Origin of the sequence: Membranihabitans marinus, from assembly GCF_019802045.1 — a bacterium.
Lineage (GTDB): Bacteria > Bacteroidota > Bacteroidia > Chitinophagales > Saprospiraceae > Membranihabitans > Membranihabitans marinus_A.
The window spans coordinates 233903-253274 of sequence record NZ_JAHVHU010000005.1 but is presented as its reverse complement, the minus strand read 5'-3'; the positions used below and the strand labels follow the sequence as shown (position 1 = coordinate 253274).

The 19372-nt window shown below is 44.8% G+C and carries 12 protein-coding genes; 5 read left to right on the top strand and 7 right to left on the bottom strand.

Going from position 1 to position 19372, the window contains the following annotated elements; genetic code table 11:
• Positions 1–179: 179 nt before the first annotated feature.
• The 5 genes from menA to KUV50_RS05480 are packed head-to-tail and all read right to left on the bottom strand — an operon-like array spanning position 180 to position 6007.
• Positions 180–1076 (bottom strand): 1,4-dihydroxy-2-naphthoate octaprenyltransferase, encoded by an 897-nt coding sequence (gene menA / locus KUV50_RS05500; RefSeq protein WP_222579099.1) that lies wholly within the window; start codon positions 1074–1076, stop codon positions 180–182.
• 54 nt (positions 1077–1130) lie between these two features.
• Positions 1131–2849 carry a 2-succinyl-5-enolpyruvyl-6-hydroxy-3-cyclohexene-1-carboxylic-acid synthase gene (menD, locus tag KUV50_RS05495; protein ID WP_222579098.1) on the bottom strand — a complete coding sequence of 573 codons (1719 nt, stop codon included), beginning with the start codon at positions 2847–2849 and terminating at the stop codon, positions 1131–1133.
• 17 nt (positions 2850–2866) lie between these two features.
• On the bottom strand, positions 2867–3850 hold the full coding sequence (locus KUV50_RS05490; protein ID WP_222579097.1) for a chorismate-binding protein: 984 nt from the start codon (positions 3848–3850) through the stop codon (positions 2867–2869).
• Between the two features lie 21 nt (positions 3851–3871).
• Positions 3872–4942, bottom strand: coding sequence for an AMP-binding protein (locus KUV50_RS05485; RefSeq protein WP_222579096.1), 1071 nt, complete (start codon positions 4940–4942; stop codon positions 3872–3874).
• 24 nt (positions 4943–4966) lie between these two features.
• On the bottom strand, positions 4967–6007 hold the full coding sequence (locus KUV50_RS05480; RefSeq protein WP_222579095.1) for an o-succinylbenzoate synthase: 1041 nt from the start codon (positions 6005–6007) through the stop codon (positions 4967–4969).
• Positions 6008–6368: 361 nt separating this feature from the next.
• Between KUV50_RS05480 and KUV50_RS05475 the strand changes: the two genes are divergently transcribed.
• The 4 genes from KUV50_RS05475 to KUV50_RS05460 all read left to right on the top strand — a co-directional run bounded on the left by KUV50_RS05475 (position 6369) and on the right by KUV50_RS05460 (position 13344).
• A complete protein-coding gene (locus tag KUV50_RS05475) occupies positions 6369–9599 on the top strand; it encodes a SusC/RagA family TonB-linked outer membrane protein (protein WP_222579094.1) in 3231 nt (1076 codons plus the stop codon).
• Positions 9600–9610: 11 nt separating this feature from the next.
• Positions 9611–11323: a RagB/SusD family nutrient uptake outer membrane protein gene (locus tag KUV50_RS05470; protein ID WP_222579093.1), complete on the top strand. Its 1713-nt coding sequence runs from the start codon at positions 9611–9613 to the stop codon at positions 11321–11323.
• 402 nt (positions 11324–11725) lie between these two features.
• Complete coding sequence (locus KUV50_RS05465) at positions 11726–12064, top strand: P-II family nitrogen regulator (RefSeq protein ID WP_222579092.1); 339 nt, start codon at positions 11726–11728, stop codon at positions 12062–12064.
• Between the two features lie 32 nt (positions 12065–12096).
• Positions 12097–13344: an ammonium transporter gene (locus tag KUV50_RS05460; protein WP_222579091.1), complete on the top strand. Its 1248-nt coding sequence runs from the start codon at positions 12097–12099 to the stop codon at positions 13342–13344.
• Between the two features lie 107 nt (positions 13345–13451).
• Here KUV50_RS05460 and KUV50_RS05455 read toward each other — a convergent pair whose 3' ends face one another.
• Both KUV50_RS05455 and KUV50_RS05450 read right to left on the bottom strand, forming a co-directional pair.
• Positions 13452–16007, bottom strand: a complete 2556-nt coding sequence (locus KUV50_RS05455; RefSeq protein WP_222579090.1) for a zinc-dependent metalloprotease — start codon at positions 16005–16007, stop codon at positions 13452–13454.
• 329 nt (positions 16008–16336) lie between these two features.
• Positions 16337–17437, bottom strand: coding sequence for a serine hydrolase domain-containing protein (locus KUV50_RS05450; RefSeq protein WP_222579089.1), 1101 nt, complete (start codon positions 17435–17437; stop codon positions 16337–16339).
• A gap of 241 nt (positions 17438–17678) precedes the next feature.
• On the opposite strand from KUV50_RS05450, the gene KUV50_RS05445 reads away from it, so the two are divergent.
• Complete coding sequence (locus KUV50_RS05445) at positions 17679–18623, top strand: sugar phosphate isomerase/epimerase family protein (RefSeq protein WP_222579088.1); 945 nt, start codon at positions 17679–17681, stop codon at positions 18621–18623.
• The last annotated feature ends 749 nt before the right edge of the window (positions 18624–19372 follow it).

Here is a 19372-nt window from a genome sequence, read left to right as displayed (position 1 = left end):
ATAGTTTCGAATAATTTTGGTATTGGACGTGTGTAGAATAATAGGGCCGACGTTGTCAATACAATAATCATAGAAAGATACATGGTTTTTTGAAATAAATGGCTCCCTCTTCTGTTTTTTACCAGCGGCTTCTGTTTGGAGCATTGTTCCCTATAATGGATCTGGCTGCAACACACCCCCTATGCGATGACCCACCCCAGGCCATGGAGGAGAACAAACAACAAGGTGGATAAAGCAAGTTGTTTTAAAAGCGGATCAATAGAATCCTGTTTTTGACTGATCAACCGTTGGACATTGAATACGAAAAACGGCAAGGCCAATACAAAGATAAACTGGTGCCAGGAGGTGTAATTTAAAAAATGGTACCCCAGCGCGGTCATCCAGCCGGATGTCAACAGAACAATGTGATAAATCACCGCTTTTTTTCTTCCAAGCCACACCGGTAGGGTGTTTTTATGATGAACCTTGTCTGCTTCCAGATCCCGAATATTATTAAGATTCAAAACCCCCACCGAGAAAAAGCCGCAACTGGCTGCCAAGAGTATGTTTTGAGCGTCAAAGGTGCCGTTGATCACGTAATGTGAACCCAAAACCCCAGCCAAGCCAAAAAAAATAAACACAGAAAGATCGCCCAATCCAATATAGCCATAGGGGCGCTTTCCGATCGTGTAGGTAATGGCTGCTATGATAGCGAGCAGCCCTACCATTAATAATGTGATTAGTCCGCCGGTGGGTATATCAGCTACGAGAAGCAGACTCAGACCGCTTATGAAAGCCAACAGAGAAGTGGTGAATAGAGCACTTCTCATTTGCGACATCGTGAGGTGGCCTCCCTGTAAGGCCCGTACCGGTCCTACTCGTCCTGAAAGGTCCACCCCCGAAGCGTAGTCTCCATAGTCATTGGCAAAGTTCGATAACACCTGTAGCAGCACCGTGGTAACGATCGCTAGCATAAAAGCTATGCCATCAACGCGGCCATCAGCATAAGCCAGAAATCCGCCCATGAGAACACAGGACAAGGCCAAAGGTAAGGTTCTCAAGCGTGCTGCGTGGACCCAGGCATTCCACGTGCTCATAATGACCAATTTACGTATAGATCCATGGTATGAACTTTAGAGGTGCATACCTTATTACTGGGCTGATGAGTCTTTTTCCAGGTCTGGGTTCTCATGCTTGGTTTTTAATTTTTCAAAATACGCTTTCAGAATTTGATCATTCTGCATCCTGGGCGTGTTAATTTCCAAAACAGCCATCCGGGGTGTTTTCGCAAATTTCGGAAAAATTTCCTGAAGTTCGGTGTAGTTGTTCACAGAAAAGCACTCAATTTCAGGATTCCTGATCGCTGTTAACACGCTTTCTTGGTGTGGGGTTTCCAGGAAGGGATCGGCTACACTGGATTGCAAAGGCCCCTCTATAAACCGGAAAATTCCACCTCCCCGATTGTTGAGGACGATAATCTTATAGGATTTTGGGATCGGGGTTTGCCAAAAAGCATTGAGGTCATAGAGGAAGGTGAGGTCACCACAGACCAACCATACCGGAACCTCATTTTCTTGCAATGCAAACCCCAGACTGGTACTCGTACATCCTTCAATACCGCTGACACCGCGATTGCTGTAAAAATCAATTTCCTGTGGTAAATCAAACAACAAACTATATCGGACTGTAGCGCTGTTTCCAAGATGAAATACCAATGGCGTGGGCACATGTCTGGATAGAAAATGCCAGGCTTTGAGGTCTGACCATTGGGCGCCGGCAATATAATGTCGGTGAATATTCTCTGCGTTTTCAACCCGCATTTTCCAAATGTTTTGATAATCAGGCTTTTTGGTGCCAAACTCCCGGATGCCTTCCAAAAACCGATCGGGTGGAATGCGTAGGATCTCTGTCAAAGCACCGAAAGTATCTCTGTGATCTACATTTTTTCCGACGTGCCAGTGATCAAAGCCCGTGGAGCGGAGCAATACATTTTTTATTTTCTTAGAAACGATTTCTTTTCCGAAAGTAATGAGCAAGTCTGGTTGGTACCTTTCCCATTCTGCCTGATTTAGAGGAAAAATGCAGCGGTCGATATGATTGACCCGAAAAAAATCGCCCTTTACATTGGATGTATGCTCGGATAAAATAACTATGTTTTTTTGAGTAGACATATGCTTCAACCAGGCATTGAGCCGGTGCCTGGGCGGGTGCTGACCGACTAGAATCATCACCTTCTGACTGTCCGTCCACACTTTTCTTAACCGGGTCATCGTACCCGTTTGCAGAGATTTTTCAAAAATGGGATAATTGATGGTCCTGGCACGGGCCGGTTTTGCCTTTACAAACTCATACAACGGTTCTTCCAAGTGCAGATTGATGTGAACAGGCCCTTCATCTTCCCCGCTGGTATGAGCTAATACCTCGTTGATTTTTGAATCAAAATACCAGGCTTCCCGGCTGGATGTTTCCTCGATGTCCAGAGAGGCTTTTATATAATTCCGGAATACCTCGTTTTGCCGTATTGACTGACCATGGCCCTGGTCGATCAGGTAGGCCGGACGATCGGCAGAAAGAACGATCAATGGAATGTTCTGGTAGTAAGCTTCGGCGATGGCGGGTCCATAATTCAACAAAGCAGAACCGGAAGTGCAGGTTAGAACGACCGGTCGTCGCAATCTCATTGCCATACCCAGGGCCAGGAAACCAGCTGTCCTTTCGTCCGGCACCGAATACATCTCAAAATTTCCCATTCCTTTAAAGGTCTGAACAAGCGGTGCATTTCTGGATCCGGGACTCACGATCACCTGCTCAATTCCTTTGTGTGAAAAGATTTCAAGCAACCGTTGTACTACTTCTTTATTTGAAATCATTCTGTTTACGAGTCGTTTTAGAATTTGGAGCGTAATGTACCCAATTTATCCTGAATTTCGGTCCATTCCGCAGTGGCATCTGAATCGATGGTCAGGCCTCCGCCTGCATATAGCAACTGTCCGTCGCGCAACATTTCCAGACAACGCAGGTTGATGAACAGCCGGCTGTTCCCTTCATTCCACACCGGTCCCAAAAACCCGGTATAGTAATGTCGGGACGAATCTTCGATCTCGTGTATTTTCTGAATGGCGGCTTGCACCGGATAACCGCTCAAAGCTGGCCCGGGATGAAGCCGAAAAGGATTGACTACAGGTCCCTCAATGTCTATAAAATAATTTGTTTTTAAGTGAAATACAGGTCCTGCTTTTACGGGATGTGGACCTTCTTTCCGAAACTTCTGCCCCTCGATTACTTTCTCTACGTATTGTTCGACGTAGTGATGTTCTTCGCGTTCTTTCGCGGGCCAGTCCCCAAGTTTAGGCGCCCCTTTTCGCGTGCCGGCCAAGGCCGCTGTGCGTTGAAACGGGTAGTTGGTGTCTAACAATAGCTCCGGGCTGGCTCCGATCCACAACTCCTCATGGGGTATGTAGAATAAATATACAAATGCCGAAGGATAACTCTGCCTTAGCTGTTGCAAAAAAGCTGGCAGCGAAGGAATGGAAGATGTATCCGCAGACCGGGTGGAAAGAACTATTTTTTCGCACGAACCGACTTCAATACCTTGGATGGCCCGATGAAACATATCTTGATAAGTCGACTGCTTGGTTTGGTGTAAGGGCCGGTGTTTCTTTTGCCAGTTAAAATTTTCATATTTGGTCAGTGTCGTCTTTACAGGTTGGCCTGGTATCCGGTAAATGGGGTGGTCTGAAATTTCAAAGGGGGCAAAAACAACGCCCCGCTTTTGAAAAACATTTTCCGGGTTCGTCTGTTCCGCCGGACCACAGACTTCATAGAAATGATCCGTGTCAGGCAGCGAATAAAGAGCGATTGATTCAGTCATTGAAGTTGGAATGGTTTAGTTTTAGATATCGTGCTTTTTAATCGTCGCTCTACGGTTAGTTTTTCCCGTGGGTGTGAGTACGATGCGATCAACCCATTTGATTGATTTCGGTTTTTCATATTTATCAAGGATATTGTCCATGATTTCCACGAGTTGATTTTCAGGAACGGTGTCCGGATGTTGTTCCATGACCAATACGGCCACTTCGCCGTATGTGGGGTCGGGTTTGCCGGTAACGAAAAATGGCGTTTTAACGAACTGGTGCAATTTATTTTCGATCGTTTCGGGGTGGAGTTTTATTCCGCCGCTGTTAATTACATGATCCGCTCTGCCCAACCACCGGAACCGGGTAGTTCCATCCAGCTCACCAGTATCATTGGTATGCAGGTTTTTGATGCCGAGGTGCGGAGCATGAATGATCAATTTCTCACCATCTAGCGAGAACGAAGTAGAACCGACCGCTTCAAAATACTTTTGCCGGACCGGGTGCAGTTGTCTGAGGGCAATATGACTGTAGGTTTCTGTCATGCCATACGTTTCGTAAATATGACCAGGAAAATCAGTGATGTGTTCGATGAGGTCGTCGGGAACAGGACTGCCACCCAATAAAATATTTTTGATGTTGAAATAGCGGTCTTTGGATTCTTTTTCAAGAATACTTTGAAACTGGTGCGGCGTGAAGGCGGCGACATCTATGGGAAGCTCGGGGATTTGTGGGGTAGAAGTCGGTCCAATGGTGATTAAATTGAGCTGTCCTTCGATGGCTCTAGTGATCATCATCCGACCGGCAATATAGTGCGCCGGCATTGAAAGTAAGGCAGTGTCTCCGGGTTGAAGACCAAGAATATCCAGCGTAGCTCGGGCGCTTTTGAGCGCATACTCCTTTCCCAGGGTTATTCTTTTCGGGATGTCTGTAGACCCCGACGAGTAGGCAGCAATAGTATTTTTCTTATTCCACCACTTTTCTATGAACTCCGGAATGGCGGGATCTCCCATCCATTTGCGTTTAAATACCCGAAGGGCTTTGGGATCTGCAGCTAAGGCTTTCCCGTTTATTTTCTGACCATTTAAAGTAATGAAATCGTGTTTCATGATTTTGTTTTAAAAATAAAATAACTAGCTTGGTAACTCCGCCCATGTGCCATTCGGGTTCGCTAAAACCAAGCCCTTCTCTTCCCGGAGGGGAGATTTGATATTGTTTGTGAAAAGCTTTCCTGTTCCCAATCCCTGGACTTGATCGACCCCTAAAGAATAACAATATTGAGCCAAAATGTTCAAACCGACATTGGATTCCAGCGCGGAGGTGATCCACCAGCCCGTCTTTTGTTTTTTACACAGTGCGATATATTGGTCTGTTTCGACGATCCCTCCGATTAGGGATGGTTTGAAAATCAAATAGTGGGGTTGGATGGTTTTTAAGAGCTGTTCTTTTTCCAGGGGGGATTTGATACCTATTAATTCTTCATCCAGCGCAATCGGAATAATATTCTCGGAACAGAGTCTGGCCATCGTATCCTGCTGACCGGGTGCGATCGGTTGCTCGATGGAATGGATGTCAAATGCACTGAGTCGTTTTAACTTTTCGGTGGCATCGTTTGGGTCAAAAGATCCATTGGCATCTAGACGCAATTCAAGGTCTTTGGTAGAAAACTCGCTCCGAATGAAACGGAGTAAACTCACTTCTTCTTCAAAGTCAATTCCGCCTATTTTTAGTTTTAGGCAAGGGTATCCGTTTTTTAGTTTTTCTTTTATCTGAGAAAACATGGAAGTTTTGTCACCCATCCAAATCAAACCATTAATGGCGATCGGCTTGCTTCCGTGGACAAACCCACCCTGAAACCAAATCCTTTTTCCGCCGTTGGCAAGATCCAGTGCTGCTGCTTCCAGCCCAAACCGTACGGCGGGATAGTCGGTTAACTTTTTAAGTGAACTGACCGGTTGAGTGGAGTGGGCTAGTTCACTCATGATACGGTGAAAGTCTGCTCCTTCTGGACTCAATCCATCCAGGGGTGCTATTTCTCCCCATCCTCGTCGTTCCGGGCTCTGATGATTCCATGCTTCTACAAAATAGACTTTCCGGTGTCTTAATATCGAGCGTGAAGTCTGTGCAGGTTGCTTAAAATGAAGGTTATAGGGTGTTATTTTAATAGTATCCATAATGCATGTTTTAAGACCGGAGGTTCTTTTGATCCCCATTCTGGTCCGGCGTGAATTTAGCCGATTTATGGTGAAACTCCGAATTAATGATGGTTAATCCTATAAATTTTAGTGAATATAGATCAAGTATTATGTTGATAACCTCTTTTCAGAATTTAATATTGATTTATTGGTGTTGTGTTAACGTTTAGAAGGCCGATTTAGCTCTAAATAGTGGGTATTTGTTAACGTACACGAAAATAAATATTATAATTTGATAAATTATTTTGCTATAATTGCGCTATAGGCGGGTATTGATGCGATTGTACCCGCGATGTGAAGAGGTAAATTGTATAAATATTTTATTAATTAAACAAATGTCATGAAAAGATTTGTTATTAACAGATCTGTAATCCAAATGGGATGCAGTCTGGTGTTTTTACTATGGAGCCATTGGGCCATTGGTCAGGATCGTACGATTACAGGTACGGTGTATGACATCAACACAAAGGAAGCCTTGATCGGTGCAAATGTTCAAATCCAGGGAGACCCTGGAGGAACTGTCACTGACTTTGATGGCGAATTTTCCATTCAGGCACGTACAGGTGATATTCTGGTGGTTTCGTACATTGGTTATGACGCCTTTGATCAGGAGATAACGGCCGGAAAAGATAACTATGAGATCGGAATGGCGGAAGGCGTGCTGGTCGATGAAGTGGTTGTCGTAGGATACGGCACGCAGAAAAAAGCAGACCTGACCGGTTCGGTTGCGGTACTTGATGTAAAAGATATGATTTCACAGCCAACGGCTGATGTAGCCAACCAACTCCAGGGGCGCGCTGCGGGAGTGACTGTGATTAACAGTGGTCAACCCGGGGAAGCACCTAAAGTACGGATACGGGGAATCAATACATTCGGTAATAACAATCCTTTGTATGTAGTTGACGGTGTCCCCACAGACAATATTAATACCCTAAATCCCAATGATATCGAATCCATGCAGGTTCTGAAGGATGCCAGTTCTGCCTCCATATACGGGGCCCGGGCTTCCAACGGGGTGATAATCATTACGACCAAAAATGGGGAAAAGGGAAAAGTGAAGGTTTCTCTAAATTCTTTCTATGGTCGACAAGTTCCCAAAAAAGGAAATGTGTGGGACATTATGAAACCCATCGATCAGGCTAATCTGAAATGGTTGGCACTAAAGAATTCCGGCAAGCCCCTGGACGATGCCCAATATGGAAGTGGTCCTACACCCACCTTGCCTGATTTTATCCAACCCAACGGTGCCTCAAGAGATGAGGTTGATTTTGATAAATATTTTATTAATCCCAAAAATGCCAATGATCCCAAAACCTACCGGATCGTGGAGGCTAATAAAGAAGGAACAGATTGGTTTCATGAAATTTTTAATCCGGCACCGATGATGAGTCACAACCTCTCGGTCAGCGGTGGTGATGAGAATTCGACTTTTCTGATTTCAGGAAGTTATTTTGATCAGAAAGGGACGATGATCAATACCTACTTGAAAAGATATACCTTGCGTGCCAATTCAAAGTTTAATATTGGTGAACATGTTCGGGTGGGCGAGAACCTGGCGTTGTCATTTACCGACAATCCACGCACAGGAATTCTGTCGGAAGGTTCTCCTATTGGAATGGCCTACCGGATAAAACCCATCATTCCGGTGTATGATTATTACGGTAAAAACTATGCAGGAACTTTTGGATCAGGTCTTGGCAATGCGCACAACCCCGTAGCACTTGCAGAGCGAACCCGCAACAACAAAGGCCACAGTAAAAAGGTGTTTGGGAATGTGTTCGGAGAGGTGGATTTTTTGAAAAATTTTACCTTCCGAACCAGTATTGGCGGAGCTTTGGCTAATGGAAGTTATCATTCTTTTTCTTACCCGACCTATGAACGATCTGAAAACACATTATCCAATTCTTTTAGTGAATCGAGCTGGTACAACATCAATTGGACCTGGACCAATACCGTCAATTATACGCTGGAACGAGATATCCATTCATTAAAGGTTTTACTGGGCACAGAGGCTTACCATAATTCCGGGCGTGAAGTCGGCGGAACGACTCAGGATTACTTTTCATTTGATCCCAACTTTACTAATCTGGGGACCGGAGCCGGCCAAAAATCCAATTATAGCTATGGTTACGAAGATGCTTTGTATTCCTTGATTGGCCGGGTGGATTATACCCTGAACCAAAAATACATTGTGAGTGGAACTTTGCGCCGGGACGGATCGTCACGGTTTGCAGAACGTAATCGCTATGGGGTGTTCCCGGCGGTTAGTGCCGGGTGGCGCATCAGCCAGGAGTCGTTTATGGCTGGCACCGGTAATTGGCTTTCTGATCTTAAGATCCGTGGTGGATGGGGGATCATGGGAAACCAGATCAATATCGGTGGAGACAATGCGTTTACCACGTTTAGCAGTGCACTCAGCAATACCTTCTATGATATTACCGGATCCAATAGTAGTCTGAGGCTGGGATACCGGAAGAATCGGATCGGAAATCCCGATGCCAAATGGGAAAGCAACATCAACTCCAACATTGGGTTTGATGCAACTTTGTTTGATGGCCGCTTTGATATGACCCTTGATTATTACAGAAAAGATGTGGAAGATTTGCTTTATTCACCTGAATTAGCTGGAACTGCAGGAACTTCTACGCCTCCGACGGTCAATATTGCGAGCATGACCAATTCGGGAATAGACTTGTTTGCCGGAACACGGGGCGATCTAACCTCAGATCTGAGCTATAATTTGTCTTTGACTTTCACTTCTTATAAAAATGAAATTGTAAGTATCGCCGATGGTGTGGATTATTTTGGTCAAACGTCGTTGCGTTTCAGCGATCCCATCATCCGTAACCAGGTAGGATCATCCATTTCTGCTTTTTACGGTTACAATATAATTGGCTTCTGGGATACTGAAGCCGAGATCGAAGCAGCTAATCAGAAAGCCCAGCAGGTCACTGGTAATGAGAACACAGAATACCAAACTGCGATCGGTTTGGGTCGTTTCAAGTACGAGGATACCAATGGGGATGGTATTATTACACCGGACGACCGACAGATTCTGGGAAATCCCAATCCGGATTTTTCATATGGATTGAACGTCGGACTGAATTACAAGGACTTTGATCTGTCCGTATTCTTTTATGGCGTACAAGGAAATACCATTTTTAACTACGTACGGTGGTGGACAGATTTTTACCCTTCATTTGTCGGAGCCAAGAGTTATACAGCATTGAACAAAAGCTGGACGCCAGACAATAAAAATGCGGTGGTCGCCATCCAGGAAGATAATGGGAACTTTAGTACCAACGGCGTCCCGAATTCTTACTATCTGGAAGACGGTTCTTATTTCCGGGCCAAGAATATTATCCTGGGGTATACCCTTCCGGTCAATATTACCAGAAAGTTTTCCTCGACCAATTTGAGAATTTATCTTCAGGCGACAAACTTGTTTACTGCAACCAAATACTCCGGAATAGATCCCGAAATATCAGGATCCGATACTTCTTTTGGAATCGATGCGGGGGCGTACCCGACACAAAAGGAGTTTATATTCGGAATCAATTTATCATTCTAAAAAAAATAGCCATGAAATATTATAAATCAATAATCAGTATACTTCTGCTGTTGGGATTTTTTTCCTGCAAAGAAGATTTTTTAGATAAACCAGCGTTGGGTTCGTTAAGTGAAGACGTATTGGCTACAGAAGAAGGCGCAGATGCTCTTTTGATCGGGGCCTATGGGGCACTGGATGGCCAAAATCTAGGTGCGGGCAACTGGTCGGTCGCTGCCGATAACTGGATTTATGGAAGTATTGCCGGCGGGGATGCGCACAAGGGGAGTGATGGTGGTGATCAGCCCAATATCAATCCTATAGAGCGGTATGAAGCCGATCCATCCAATGGTTTTTTCAACGACAAATGGAAGGCGATGTACGAAGGGATATCCCGATGCAATTCTACCCTAACGGTATTGGGTAAAGTGGAAGATATATCTGATGATGCCCGGGCTCGTATTATGGGCGAAGCATTGTTCCTGCGCGGTCACTATTATTTTGAATTGAAACGATTTTTCAATAATGTTCCGTGGATTGATGAAAATACAGAGGATGTAAAACAACCCAATACCACCGATATCTGGCCCATGATCGAAGAGCAATTCAAGACAGCGATGGCGAATCTTCCTGAGGTTCAGATTGATGCTGGTCGGGCCAACAAATCCGCTGCAGAAGCGTACTTGGCTAAAACCTATATGTACCAAAAAAAGTACGCGGAAGCAAAACCCCTACTCGAAAATCTGATCGCGAGTGGGGTAACTGCATCAGGAGAACCTTACGGACTGCTGCCTGGCTATTCCATGAACTTTAATCCGGAATTTGAAAATGGACCGGAGTCGGTTTTTGCGGTTCAATTTTCGGCGAATGATGGATCGGGCGGGATTCAAAACTCCAGACAAGGAAGTATGCTCAATTTCCCATATACGAAATGGTGCTGTGGGTTTTTCCAGCCCTCTTTTGACCTGGTAAATTCCTACAGAACGTCTGACGAAGGTTTGCCCTATCTGGCTAATTACAATCAATTTCCGGTCAAACATGATATGGGAATTAATTCGGACGAACCGTTTACACTTGATGATGGACCCCTCGATCCTCGGTTGGATTGGACCGTAGGACGGCGGGGAATACCGTACCTGGGCCACGGTGATCACCCGGGACAGCGATGGATTCGTGATCAGGCCTACGCCGGCCCCTACAGTCCCAAGAAAAATGTGTACAGAGAGTCACAGGCTGATTGGGCATTCGATGCCGGCTCCTGGGCACCGGGCACTGCAATTAACTATGAAGTTATCCGCTTTGCTGATATCATCCTATGGGCGGCTGAAGTGGAAGTGGAGATCGGTTCTTTGGACAAAGCACGCGAATATGTCAATATAATTCGAGAACGTGCTTCCAACCCGGACGATTTTGTCAAACGGGAAGATGGCAGTAATGCAGCAAACTATGTGGTGAGCACGTTTGATGAACCATGGACTGATCAGGAGACAGCTCGAGAAATTGTACGTTTTGAGCGGAAATTAGAATTTGGAATGGAAGGTCGTCGGTTTTTTGACCTCGTCCGGTGGGGTGTGGCAGATCAGGTGTTGAATGATTACATCGACTCAGAAAGTGAGAAAATCATCTATCTCAAGGGGGCAACATTCACCTCGGGTCAAAATGAATATTATCCCATACCACAGCGACAAATTGATTTGAGTACGAAAGAAGGAGAACCAACCTTAATGCAAAATCCGGGCTACAACTAGAAATTTCACGGTAAATATCCAAGCTTAATAAAGCCTCCTGGTACTTGATGGACCAGGAGGCTTTTTTTGTTTGCAGTGAATCCTTCAGCATTCAAAAAAACACTTATTTCTCTAAGAATTGGTGGCATATTTCAGGCCTCCTTGGTCTATTAACAACTTCTAAGATCCCCACAAACTGAAAAATATTTAAAATCCCGGAACAGATTATGGAAGGTTGATTGTACAAAAACACTATTTCTAATCTTATGTAATTCAGTATGATAGGTGGTTTGCCCGGGCATCTAAACTTGACATTTTGTGTTACATCGTGTTTTTTACGCAGTTCCCCCTTTCGTAGTTTAGCCACATCATGCGCATCATTCCGGAATGGATTATTTTGATCACGAGATTAAATAAAATAGAATGAAAAAAATTGAAGCAATTATCCGAATGAATAAATTTGAAGCTGTCAAAAAGGCACTTGCTAACATTGGGGTCAGGTTTTTTACCGTCCATGACGTCCGCGGTTTTGGACTGCAAAAAGGGGAGACATTAATATACCGGGGCTCCGAATATGGCACGGAATATATAGAGCGGATCCAGATGGATATTTTCGCAACAAATGACAAATACCAGGAGATCATTAATGTTATCCTGAATTCGGGAACCACAGGTAGAGTGGGTGATGGAAAGATTGTGGTGTTTCCACTCGAAACTGTTTACAGAATCCGAAATGGAGAACAGCAAGAGCTGGCTCTATAACTTATTTCCTTCACCTTATAAATTAATAAAAAATGACTGATACGGCTTTGTTTACAGTAAATAATATATGGGTGCTCGTCGCGGCATCATTGGTGTTTATTATGCATTTGGGGTTTTCTACCCTGGAAGCAGGGTTGGTTCGTAGCAAGAACGTAGTAAATATTTTGTTTAAAAACGTGATGATTTTATCGATAGGGCTGGTGAGTTACTATCTTATAGGATTTAGTCTCATGTATCCGAATCAATCCTGGTACGGAGTTATTGGGTTTTCACAGGTCGGGCTGTCTCTGCCGGTCGGAGCATCTATTGATTATGCTGCGGGACACTACACCTATTGGACTGACTTCATATTTCAAGCTATGTTTGCAGCAACGTGTTGCACCATTGTTTCCGGCGCAGTGGCGGAACGAATGAAGCTGAATAGTTTTCTCATCATCTCTATATTTTTTATTTCGATCGGATATCCACTGACCGGCATGTGGAAATGGGGTGGAGGGTGGTTGGATCAGCTGGGTTTCTATGATTTCGCAGGATCCACTTTGGTGCATTCCGTAGGAGGGTGGGGTGCCCTAGCTGTAGTGCTGTTGCTGGGGCCTCGGATTGGAAAGTACGGTCGGGACGGTATTAACCCGATACCAGGTCACAACATTCCTTTGGCTGCTGTAGGTGTATTGTTGTTGTGGTTTGGTTGGTTTGGATTCAATGGCGGGTCTGTGTTATCGGCTGATCCGGATGCTGTATCGCTGGTGTTTGTCAATACAGCATTGGCCGGAGCCGCCGGTGCTATTGGCTGCTATTTTTGTTCCTTCTATTTGTTCAAATCGCACGATTTATCGATGGTGTTGAATGGTATCCTGGGTGGATTAGTTGGGATTACAGCCGGTGCGGATGTCATGACGCCTTTTTTAGCAGTACTTATTGGAATGATTTCGGGCGTCCTTATTCCTTTTTCGGTGGTGTTTTTTGACCGATTGAAAATTGATGATCCGGTTGGAGCTATCTCTGTGCATTTGGTGTGCGGGATATGGGGTACGCTGGCAGTCGGCATCGTTGGCGTAAAAGCAGGTTGGGAACAATTAGCCTTGCAGGGAATAGGTGTGGTAATTGTGGGATTATTTACTTTTCTATTTATTTATTTAATCACTTTTTTAGTCAAGAAGACGATAGGTATCCGGGTTACCGAAGAGCATGAGCTGGAAGGGATGGATTTGGTGGAACATGGCAGTGCTCCGAGTATTGAAGGTATGACTTCGACAATGGAAGTACGCGTTCAAACATAAAGATCGAGCGCTAGAAATAAGAAAGCGGGGTGATTCTCGGACGATTCACCCCGTTTCCTGTTTTTGTGACCAGAGCGTTCAGCACGGAAGTTTTTGACTTACGAACCTTAATCTTCCAGTGCCTTCTCGATTCGATGAAGGCAATCCATATAATGATATTTGGTCATTGGGTCCTTGCTTTTACGGACCGCCTTATTCAGTTTTTTCTGTAACACTGCTAATCTGCCGATGCTCAGTGAACGTATATCCGATAAAGCCGGGTTGACCGATCCGGTACTGCGCAAATAGCTTGAAATGGTTCCCGAACTGCTGCCAGCGGGTTTGGTCAGATCTATCATTTTTTCAAGATGTATCTTTTGTAAGTTGCGTCGATACACAGACGTCGGCTTTCTGCTTTCCAGTTCCGACCAGATTCCGTTTTCCATATCACTGAAAAACTCCTGCAGACCGTAAACCTTCTTGCCATAAACAGATTCGGCATCAATCAATCGTTGCAAGCGATCGGTGGCATACAGCCGATCTATCGTTGTCTTATCCCAGCTGGCGAGGGTGGCCACCCCATTGTCGGCTTTGAACCGGTTGCGGATATTTTCCGGAAACAACCACAGGGGCGGTTGAAATAGTTCGTTTTGAAGAAAAGCGACCGCTTCCTTTTGGCGTTCACGTGGTGCTGGAACAAAAACAGGTCCTTCCTGTTCGTAGGTTTTCGGATCATCAAAAAGACCTCCAACCCACTTCGTTACGTGGCCTACATAACGCATATACTGCGTCAGGACATTGTTGTATAATTCTTCAGCTTCTTCATAGTGACTGGCTTCCTCTTCCGTCCAGGTCACCACATTGCTGATGATCTTTTTGAGGTTAATAATTCCATACTCCGATGCTTTCATACTGTTGTCTCCCAGATCTTCATTTTGTGCACGGGGGTCAAAGGTACTTCTCTCAGTAAGAAATCGGAGAGCTGGATTATGCTGCGCCCGGTCCAGGTACCATTGATTGAGAATTATTTTGTCTTCATCGGGGCCAGAGGTGCCATAAATGGGTTTGTAATTCCATTCGATGGCCCACTTATCATAAGCACCTACGCCGGGAAATAAGTTCGTCACCCCGTCACCTTCCTGAGCGACATAGTTAAACCGGGCATAGTCCATGATGGAAGAAGTATGCCCGTGCTTTTCCAGCCACTCGGGATCACGGAGCTTTTCAACGGGTGTGGCTGAACTCGCACCAAAATTGTGACGTAATCCGATGGTGTGTCCTACCTCGTGGGCTGCCACGAACCGGATTAGTTCACCCATCAGTTCATCATCAAATTTGTTATTTCGGGATCTCGGGTCGGTGACACCTGCTTGTGTCGTGTACCAGTTTTTGAGCAATTTCATGACGTTGTGATACCATCCGATATGACTTTCAAGGATTTCTCCTGACCGGGGATCGTGTACATTGGGTCCGTACGCATTTTGAACATTGGAGGCAAAGTACCGGATCACCGAAAATCGGGCATCTTCCAGACTCATGGTCGTGTCTTCTACGGGCCAGTCTTTGGCCAGGATGGCGTTTTTCCATCCCGCCTGTTCGAAGGCTACCTGCCAGTCTTCGACGCCTTTTTTCAAATACTCTCGCCATTTTTCGGGTGTGGCCGGGTCAATATAAAAAACGATTGGCTTTTTGGGTTCGATGGCTTCTCCGTTTTTCTGACGTCGGATATCCTGGTTGTTTTTTGGTTCTAGTCGCCACCGAACTGTGAACGTTTGTGGGTCTGCTTGTTGACCCTCATCATTGTATACGGTATAACTGCTCGAGAAAATCCCTACGCGCTGATCAAAAAAACGACGTCGCATAGGTTCTTTCGGTAGCAGAACCATCGAGGTGTTGATTTCATAGGTCACCACACCTGCCTGGACGCCGGCGTGGAGATTTTGAGATGGACCTTTGGACGGACCCAGTGACGGCGGGTTGACGGTATAGGTTCGGACAGCGCGAACTTCCACATTGATGGGGTAGGTGCTGATACTTTTTATATAGGATCGATCTGCGGCCAGTGATTTGATTTTATACCGTTGTTTGGTTAGCGGCGGAAGATCAAACACCTGATTGGGCTTTTTAAAGAAATTGGTCACATCAATAAGGACCGAGGTGTCTTTTCGAGTGGCTTGAATGTCAAAAGCCCCGATAATGGGTTGCATATTGGAGTTGGCGACCGCTTTATATATCATCTGGGTTGTATCTTCAGCTACATTGATATAGCTAATGACCCGCATAAAGGCTTTTTTGTCAGGACCTTTCTCAAACCGGATTACCTGCCGATTGGCTTGCTCCCCGCCATACCCTGCTCCGGTGGGTGTCTTTGCAATTCGTGTGACTGTGATAATGTCTCTGCCGAATATCGAGTCGGGTATTTCAAAGTAATATTTTTCTTTGACCTGGTGGACGGTCACCAATCCTGTCTGAGAATGGGCGTCATCCGTAATATAATCCGTGAATTGTTTTTCTTTGGTGCTGTCCTGTTTGGTACTGTCCTGATTGGCAGTCTTTTCACGGGTGGTGTCTTGGACTTCCTGGGCTAATGTGGTTCCCACGGATGAAAAAGTAATAATTAAAGACAACAGTGTAATTCGACATAAATCATATCCAGTGGTAAAGATGCCGGTATTTGTGTTCATGATTTTATTTTAAAATGAAAGTATTCCTTTGACGAAATTAAATGCAATCGTCGTAGTATGAATTTAATTTTATAATGGACTGGTCGGTGAAAAACAAGAGAAAAATATTTTTGTATGTCCGTGACTGAGCCAGTGAGCGTACAGTTGTATTTTATAATGCAATAATACCCCGCCGCAAAGATAAAATAGATTTAGTATTTGGATAGAACCACGGTTTTATTTTCGATCATTTATAGTCTCTTGACCAAATTGACCCGCTTTGAGCATCAAAAGACAGTCCGAGGAATCCGAAGATGCATCGGACACCCCATATAAGTTAGGAACACACACTATTTTTGGATCACTGCATGAATCTTTTTCCACATTTCATTGTGAAAGATCAGTGGGACCAGGTCGTTGGCGGGGGCTTCCCCCATTCGTACAATGACCAGATCTTGGCCGGGAACGACATTGATGAACTGGCCATTTTTGCCCATCGCGGCGAATAGATCAGATGGAGCAGCTTCGGCCAGGGTCTGTTGAATTACGGTGGTCTGGCCAGGTAGGACTATGGCGGATTGACCATTGAGCCAGGTCAGGAATCCATAGGATGGGTTTAGGTCTTGTGATGGAGTCGTCATCGCAGCCAGGAATGCTGTATCGGTCATGATATCGTCGTCCCCCCATTTTCCTTTACTCAGTAGAAGCAAGCCAAAGCGGGCTGCACTGCGCGCGGTACTCCAGTAAACTACATTGTTTTTATGGGATCTCCATTGACCATCCATACCGATTTTGGATCGGAGCTGTTGAGTTGTAAATTCGTTGTACGACTGTTTGGAAGCGGAGCTGAGAACGGCTGCCAACAGTGTGTAGGGGGCATTGTGGTAGAACCATTGTGTTCCGGGATCCACTTTGTAATTGAGGCAGTCTGACGTAGTGCATGTATTGTCATCGGTCGTGAAATCCAGCCCGGTAGTCATCGTGAGCTGATGTCGGATGGTAATCTGATTTTCTTTCTCGATGGGCATGCTGGTCCAGTTTTTTCCGAGATAATTAGAGGTTTTATCATTAATATTCAGCAGTTTTTGTTGTTGTGCCAGTCCGGTCAGAAAAGCCGTCAGAGTTTTACCGGCGGAAGCCCAATACCATTGTGAGTTTTTATCGAAAGGGCCGGTTTTTTGTATGTTTTCTCCCCAATATTTTTCTGTAACGATTTTTCCTTTGTGCAATATGATAAATGCCCGTGTTCGGTTTTCCGATAAGTAATCGTAGAGATCCAAGGCTGCGGGGGTGTTCCAGTTCAATTCACCCATGGAGGTAGTGGCCCATATTTCGGATTCTTGATCAGGAAAATACAAGGCGTCTTCAGTCCGGACTGAATCAGGTGGCATGGCGTTTTTACTGCAGCTGAACAGAAGACAAATGATACCGAGCAGGTGAATGGATGGCATATGAGCTTATTTATTTTAGTGATTCGTTCCTTGTGTTGGATTATAAACAAGTAAAAAGGTTTAATACAGGTTTAAGCAAGATTTTATATGATAATTACGAACTATTCAAATCAGGGCCTAGAATTGGAGTAATACACTTCCTCTTTTTTAAGGTCTTTTATAAATGATTCAATTCCCCGGCTCGGTGTATTATTATTTTTTTATTTTTGGAGACTCACTGAACATTCAATTTTCCTACAACATGAAACGACGAGATTTTATTACTACTTCTGCTTTATCCGGAGCCGCATGGGCTGGGGGAGCATCCAGTTTGTCCGGTCAAAAACCGAGGACTAAACGCCGGTATCAAAATGGGAAAAGTCCCTGGCCGGTCTGTTTGGATTTCGCGACCATTCGCCCGGCAAAAGGCCTCCGAGAAAAGGTGGATATCGCTATCAAAGCAGGCTATGATGCTGTGGAGCCCTGGGACAGGGACCTGGAAGAATACGAGAAATCGGGTGGAGACCTCAAAGAAATGGGAAAATACATCAAAGACAATGGTCTTTTTGTGCCCAGTATGATCGGACTGTGGGGTGCATTACCAGAGACAAAAGAAGCCTTTCAAAACTCTCTTTCGGCTACGCGCAACCGGATGCGGATGGCTTCAGAAATAGGGTGTGAACACGTCCAGACCATTCCCAATCAGGTTGGAGAAAACTTTGATCGCCGCTTTGTATCGGATTGCTACCGGCAGTTGATTGAGATTGGAATTAATGACTACAATGTAAAACCCGCCCTGGTTTTTGTCGAGATGTTTCCACTAAAAACCATGGGACAAGCTCTGGGTATCGCAGCAGATGCAGATCACCCGGAAGCCCGTATTATCCCCGATGTATTTCATATGTATATCAGTGGGGGTGGCTTTGACGGATTAAAGTTGCTCCAAGGGAATGCGATAGCCATCTTTCAATTCAATGATGCGCCGAAAGATATGGCCATGGAAGATATGAAAGACAAAGACCGTGTATTTCCGGGTGATGGTATATTGCCATTACCTAAGATACTAAAAGATCTCAATGCCACAGGATTTGATGGTTGTGTGTCACTCGAGTTGTACAACCCGACGTATTATAAACGGGATTTGCTGGAGGTGGCTAAAACTGGATTGTCAAAAACACTTGAAGTGATCAGGAAGGCGGAAGTTTAGAGCATTGAAAAGGTTGAGGGGGTTGATAAGGCTGATAGAGTTGATGAAGCTTATTCGTTGAGAGAAAAATCGGGTTTAGAAAAAGAGATGTATTAGTCAGCCAGAACCCGTTGATCGTTAACCATTATCAATGATTGATGGAATCTATGTGGAATCGCCCCACTGGGGATGGTACATAGGTAGAAAGCAATATTTATTTATAAAATATCCATGCCGGCAGGTGTGGTGCATGGGGGAAGAGGATATTGATTCAAATTTTCAGATCCCCGCTCCAGTGCTTCGGTTTATAAATTTAGGCCGGTATTTGTGAATTGGAGCACCAGGAGACAGTACAACACATCAGAGTGTGTGGTCACCATTTTATTTCGGCGCTCTACCCGTTCCCGCTGTGCTATTACATCGTTTTCGTTCCGTGATTTCACACAAAATATTCACATCTTATCCACACTTGTAGTTTGTGGCGTATAACTGGAGAAATGAAGGTTTTAGACATAATAATTAACATTGTGTTTATAAGTTTATGCACACGAGAATTCATCAAACTTCGAGTCCTTCAGAATCATTGAGAAAAATAATTTAAATTCGCTTGATCTTACTTTTCAGGCCAAGAAATGAGGTGGAAGGAAGGAATCTTTTTTGAGTGGGGTACCAAACGGACCAACTCAATCCGCGACGGGGGTATATTTAAGATTGGTATGGAAAATGCGGATGAAACCCTATGCAACTATGTTATTGCGTAATTGTGATAT